The sequence below is a fragment of the Dolichospermum circinale AWQC131C genome (assembly GCF_000426905.1).
Classification (GTDB): Bacteria; Cyanobacteriota; Cyanobacteriia; order Cyanobacteriales; family Nostocaceae; genus Dolichospermum; species Dolichospermum circinale.
The window spans coordinates 139,132-145,938 of the sequence record NZ_KE384642.1 but is presented as its reverse complement, the minus strand read 5'-3'; the positions used below and the strand labels follow the sequence as shown (position 1 = coordinate 145,938).

Genomic DNA, 6,807 nt, shown 5'->3' with positions numbered 1-6,807 from the left:
CCCTCCCCGCTTGCGGGGAGGGGGCTTAAAATGTACCTCATAAGAGCGGAAACCCCTGTAACTTCGTCTGGGTTAACGCAACTACCTTAAATAGCACTCTTTGGGATAATGGAACTCTATCATCGCTATAATAGGGAAAGCAATATTTATTAATAAAAAAATTATTATTTATTTGATTTGATAATTTTTGGTAATTCAATATGATTAACAATAAAATTCAACCTAGACAAGCATTAAACAAAGGATTTCTGAGAATTAAACCAATTAGAAATGAGTTTGAGATATTTAAAAGGAATCTGATTACATTAATTAATCAAATTGATGAAAATGAAAGAGAGGAATTTCATAAAAATATTCTTACTGATTTTTTGAAAAATACCTATTATGGTGCTGATTACTTAATCAATATTAAAGCAAGTAATGACCTAGTAATTTATAATGGAAAAGATACTAAAAGCAGTGTTGGTGTAATTTTAGAAGCTAAAAAGGTAAATAACAATGAAATGCTCAAGGTTGATAATTTAAATACTAAAGCATTACAACAATTAGTTTTATACTTTTTACGAGAACGAATTACAAATAAAAATCCAGAAATTAAATATTTAATTGCTACTAATATTTATGAATGGTTTGTTTTTGATGCGACAATTTTTGAAAATTTGTTTGCTCAGAATACACAATTAGTCAAGCAATTTAATGATTTTGAAGAAAAACGTCTATCTAATTCTCGTACTGATTTTTTTTATAAAGAAATTGCTCAACCCGCAATAGATGAAATTCAAAATCAATTAGTTTTTACACATTTTGATATTAGGGATTATCAACAGTATTTAATTAATCAAAATCCTGAAAATGATCAAAAACTGATTCCTTTATTTAAGCTGTTTTCACCACAGCATTTATTGAAACTACCTACTACTAATGATAGTAATAGTTTAAATAAAAACTTTTATAGTGAATTACTACACATTCTTGGTTTAATGGAAATTAAAGAAGGTAGTAAAAAATTAATTCAGCGTAAATCAATTCATGAAAGGGAACAGGGTTCATTAATTGAAAATACTATCACTCGGTTGCAAGAATTACGCAAGATTGATAGATTAGAAAATTCAGAACAATTTGGAGAAAATACTGAAGACAGACTTTTTAATGTTAGTTTAGAATTAGTTATTACTTGGATTAATCGCATTCTCTTTTTAAAATTATTAGAATCTCAATTAATCAACTATCATCAAGGTAATAAGTCTTTTGCATTTCTCAATTTAGCAAAAATTCAAGATTTTGGTAATCTCAACCGTTTATTTTTTGGTGTTTTATCTCATAAACCAGAGGAAAGAGAAAAACATATAAAAAATCTTGTTGCTAATATTCCTTATTTGAATAGTTCTTTATTTGAAGTATCAGAAATTGAACATCAAACAATAGTTATTAGTAATTTAGTCAATGATGAAAAACTTTCTATTTTTAATCAGACAGTTCTTAAAGATAATCATGATCATAAACGTACAGGAAAATTAAAAGCACTAGAATATATTTTTGAATTTCTTGATGCTTACGATTTTAGCAGTGAAGGTACAGAAGAAATCCAAGAAGAAAGTAAAACCTTGATTAATGCGTCTGTTTTAGGATTGATTTTTGAGAAAATTAACGGTTATAAAGATGGTTCTTTCTTCACTCCTGGCTTTATTACTATGTATATGTGTCGGGAAACTATCCGCAGAGCAGTTTTACAGAAATTCAAGGAAATTAAAGGTTGGAACTGTAAAAATATTGATGAATTATATGATAGAATTACAGATAAAAAAGAAGCTAATCAGATTATTAATAGTTTAAAAATTTGTGATCCAGCAGTCGGTTCTGGACATTTTTTAGTTTCAGCTTTAAATGAAATTATTACTATTAAAAGTGAGTTGAAAATTTTACTTGATAAACAAGGTAGAACTTTAAGAGATTATCATCTAGAAATCGAAAATGATGAGTTAATTATTACAGATGATGACGGAAAATTTTTCAGATATAATCCTAAAAATCCAGAAAGTAGACGCATACAAGAAACACTTTTTTATGAAAAACAGACAATTATTGAAAATTGTTTATTTGGTGTAGATATAAATCCCAATTCAGTAAAAATTTGTCGGTTACGTTTGTGGATTGAACTTTTAAAGAATGCTTATTATCAGACCTCACCCCTAACCTCTTTTCCACAAGGAGAGGGGAATCTAGGAGAACTACAAACTTTACCAAATATTGATATTAATATTAAAACTGGTAATTCTTTAATTAGTCGTTTTCCTTTAAATTGGGATTTACGGACGATTTTGAAAAAAAGCGATTGGAATATTGAAAGTTATAGAAATGCTATAAAAACCTATCTCCACCCTGATAATAAAGATCAAAAACAGGAAATGGAACGACTCATTAATGATATTAAGGGTAATATAAGCACAGAAATTAGTAGCAATGATCCGAACATAGAGAAACGAAATCAAAAAATTGCAGAACTTCGTCATTTACGAGATCAAAAGTCATTATTTGTAGAAAGTAAAGCAGAAGCAAAAAGTCGTCAAAAAAAGCAAGAAAAGTTAGAACAAGAAATTAATCAACTCAATGCTGAAATTGAAGATAAAAAAAGCGGTAAATTTTATCAAAATGCTTTTGAATGGCGGTTTGAATTTCCTGAAGTTCTGAATGATGAAGGTGATTTTATCGGTTTTGATGTCGTAATTGGAAATCCTCCTTATATTTCACTATCTAAAATTAAAGAAAAATCTCAAAATGCTTATTTTGAAAATAATTATCAAACTTATACAAAGGGTGCAGATATTTATTGCTTGTTTTACGAAAAAGGAAGTTGTTTATTAAGAAAAGAAGGATTTTTAACTTACATTACTTCTAATTCTTGGTTAAAAACTATTTATGGTGATTTACTGAAAAAGTATTTAATTGAAAATCTGCAACCTCAGACCTTATTAAATATTGAAGATATGCAAATTTTTGAGGAAGCTACTGTAGAATCAAATATTATCATCTTGAAAAAAGATCAAGTTAATGAATTTTTTGATGTTGCTAGTCTCAATAATAATTATCTTATCGGTTCTTCATTAGATGAGTATTTCGATAAAAATTGTTTTCAATTTATAATACCTAATACATCAGAATGGATTATAGGTAATCAAGAAACCGTAAGTTTGAAACAAAAAATAGAGCAATCCTCTAAACTTTTAAAAGAATTTGATATTAATATTAATAGAGGTTTGCTTACTGGACTAAATGCAGCTTTTATTATCAATGAGGAAACTAAAAATCAATTAATTGCTGAAAGCTCTAATTCTGCTGAAATAATTCAGCCAATTTTAAGAGGTAGAGACTTAAAAAAATATAGTTATGAATTTTCTGGATTTTATCTCATTAATACACATAACGGAGTTGCAAAAAATAATATTGAGAGAATTAAAGTTAAAGAAAATTATCCATTTATCTATAATTATCTGCTTTCTTTTCTTCCTGAAATAAAACAACGACAAGATCAGGGTCAGCATTGGACAAATCTTAGAAATTGCGCTTATTTAGAAGATTTTCATAAACCTAAAATTGTTTGGGGTGAAATTTCTGATCAACCCAAATTTGCTTTTGATGACTCTAACTATTATGCTGAAGCTACTACATTTTTAATGACTGGTGAAAAACTTAAATATTTGTTAGCGATTTTAAATTCAAAACTATCAGAATGGTATTTTAACCAGATTTCAACTACTACAGGAATGGGTACAAATAGATGGAAAAAGTATAAAATTGAAATGTTACCCATTAAAGAACCTACGGAAACTGAAGAATTGTTATTAGAAACAATAGTTAATCAAATCCTCGCTGCTAAAAAATCAGATCCAAAAGCAGATACAACTGCATTAGAAGCAGAAATAGATCAGTTAGTTTATCAACTTTATGAACTAACAGCAGAAGAGATAAAAATTATAGCAGGATAAACACCACAAATCTTATCTAAAAGATAAAGCTAATGAAATTAAAATACCAATAAAATAGGGTGGACAAACAGCCCACCCTGAAAATCCAGCAGTTGTAATTAAATTTACACCAAACCACCAGCAGCTTGAAAACGAGCGCGGGCGCGTTTTAATGCTTTTGTAGCCTGGATTTGTGCTTGACGATCATCTGGTTTAACTTGACTTAGAGTAGTTTGTGCTTTATTAAATGCAGTGCGAGCTTCTTCAAGTTTAATTGTGTCGCCCCGTTCTGCACCGTTGACTAGAATTGTCACTTCATCTTCATCAACTTCAGCAAAACCGCCTAAAAGAGCGATCGCTTGCCAATTGGCATTTTTATTAGCCCGAACACGCATAACACCAACATCTAAAGCTGTTAACATGGGGGCGTGTCCACTTAGGACACCCAACTGACCAGTAGTGCTAGGTAAAACTACTTCATCAGCTTGAGCATCCCAAACGATTTTATCTGGGGAAATTACACGAACGGTCAGAGTCATATTCTTTAGTTTCTACTTATGGTTGGTAATTGGTAATTGGTAATTGGTAATTGGGAGGAACTTCTTACCCATTACCCATTACCCATTAGCCATTAGCCTTTGAGCTTTTCTGCTTTAGCTTTAGCTTCTTCGATATCACCTACCAAGTAGAAAGCTTGCTCAGGTAAAGCATCCAACTCACCAGAAAGAATTTGTTTAAATCCTTTAATGGTATCTTCCAACTTCACATACTTACCAGGAGAACCAGTAAATACCTCAGCGACAAAGAAAGGCTGAGACAAGAACCGTTCAACTTTCCGCGCCCGGGCGACAATCAGACGGTCTTCTTCAGACAATTCATCTAAACCAAGAATGGCGATAATGTCTTGTAATTCTTTGTAACGTTGCAGAGTAGATTGTACAGCCCGTGCAGTATCATAGTGATCACTACCAACGATGCCAGGTTGCAACATAGTAGAAGTAGAACCCAGAGGATCAACCGCAGGATAGATACCTTTAGAAGCCAAACTGCGAGATAATACAGTTGTTCCGTCTAAGTGAGCAAAGGTAGTTGCAGGAGCAGGATCGGTCAAGTCATCGGCAGGTACATATACAGCTTGAATAGAAGTAATAGAACCTTCTGTGGTAGAGGTAATCCGTTCTTGCAAAGCACCCACATCTGTACCCAAAGTAGGCTGATATCCTACAGCGGAGGGCATCCGACCCAAAAGCGCCGATACTTCAGAACCAGCTTGGACAAAGCGGAAGATATTATCAACAAACAACAATACGTCTTGCTTGTTCACATCACGGAAATACTCAGCCATTGTCAAGCCAGATAAACCAACCCGCATTCTTGCTCCGGGTGGCTCGTTCATTTGACCATAAACTAGAGCGATTTTGGATTCATTGAGATTATCTTTATTGATAACTCCAGATTCCATCATTTCGTTGTAAAGGTCATTACCTTCACGAGTGCGTTCACCCACACCAGCAAATACCGATACACCACCATGTTGGGTAGCGATATTGTTGATCAATTCCATCATGATCACGGTTTTACCCACACCAGCACCGCCGAACAGACCGATTTTACCGCCGCGTCTGTAGGGTGTTAGCAAATCCACAACCTTAATACCGGTTTCAAACACAGAAGGAGTGGTTTCCAACTCTGTGAATTTAGGAGCGTCCCGGTGAATAGCTAAAGATGCTTCAGCGTTTACTGGACCTTGGTTATCTACAGGTTCGCCCAAAACGTTGAAAATCCGTCCCAAGGTAGCTTTACCAACGGGTACAGTGATTGGAGCGCCAGTATCAACAACTTCTAAACCACGGACTAAACCATCTGTGGTACTCATAGCTACAGCCCGGACTTGGTTATCGCCCAGGAGTTGCTGTACTTCAACGGTTAATTTCAGTTGTTGTCCAGCTTCGTTTGTGCCAGTGATAGTTAAAGCGTTGTAGATTTGGGGTAATTTACCGCCGGGGAACTTAACGTCTACAACTGGACCAATGATTTGGGTAATGTACCCAATGTTTGTTTTTTCTGCGGTGGTGACCATGCTGCGCCTAAATGATTGAAGCTGTTTTTCACAAGTGGGTTCTTGAAGACCCCAGATCAAGCGATATCATCTTTTAGGTTAGCACCTAACGACTCCACCTTTGCCTTAAATTCATTATTAAGAACAGATTTCCTATTTCTTGCACAAGTGGTGACAGGGAAGAGGGGACAGGTGACAGGGGACAGGGAACAGTAAAGACAGAATTGATACCTACTGAGTCTTGTTCAAAAATATAGTGTGTTGTGTTTCGCGCCAAGTCGCAAAGGGGCAAAGACGCAAAGAAGAAAGTAACTGTGAGAATAATAGAAAATTATCAAAATCCTATCATTCAATTACAATTAAATATCCTGTTAATCCTTAAATCCTGGACATTATCTCGACTTCGCTCGATAACCACCTGATTCTGACAAAATATTATTGTTATCATCCAGAGCCTCCCGTGAGCATTCCCCAGCAGAGCCAGGGAACGAGGGAAAAATCTCACAATCACATCCTGTTAATCCTTAAATCCTGGACATCCTGATTCTGACAAAATCACAATTAACATCACCAAAGAAACTCCCTACAACCCTTTTAATAAAGCCATAGCTTTTTCATAAGCAGCAGTATTCCCTTGAGCCTTGAACAATTGCGCTGCTCGTTGCAGGTCTTCTCTGGCTTTTTGTTTGTCACCAAGTTGATAATAAACAAGTCCCCGTCCGACGTAGGCTTGGGCATAGTTAGGATTAAACTTGATAGCTTGGGTGTAATCATCTATAGCACCTG

General features: G+C 34.0%; 4 protein-coding genes. 1 reads left to right on the top strand and 3 read right to left on the bottom strand.

The window, feature by feature from the left end; all coding sequences use genetic code 11:
- The first annotated feature begins 200 nt into the window (after window positions 1-200).
- On the top strand, window positions 201-3,983 hold the full coding sequence (locus ACIR131C_RS0118840) for a DUF7149 domain-containing protein (protein WP_028091440.1): 3,783 nt from the start codon (window positions 201-203) through the stop codon (window positions 3,981-3,983).
- A 104-nt stretch (window positions 3,984-4,087) separates the two neighbouring features.
- On the opposite strand, the gene atpC is transcribed toward ACIR131C_RS0118840, so the two are convergent.
- The 3 genes from atpC to ACIR131C_RS23360 all read right to left on the bottom strand — a co-directional run.
- Window positions 4,088-4,501: an ATP synthase F1 subunit epsilon gene (gene atpC / locus ACIR131C_RS0118835; RefSeq protein WP_028091439.1), complete on the bottom strand. Its 414-nt coding sequence runs from the start codon at window positions 4,499-4,501 to the stop codon at window positions 4,088-4,090.
- A 92-nt stretch (window positions 4,502-4,593) separates the two neighbouring features.
- Entirely contained in the window at window positions 4,594-6,042 is a 1,449-nt protein-coding gene (gene atpD / locus ACIR131C_RS0118830; protein WP_028083449.1) for a F0F1 ATP synthase subunit beta, read from the bottom strand.
- Between the two features lie 562 nt (window positions 6,043-6,604).
- The coding region (locus ACIR131C_RS23360) for a tetratricopeptide repeat protein (RefSeq protein WP_155963190.1) at window positions 6,605-6,807 on the bottom strand (203 nt) is incomplete at its 5' end.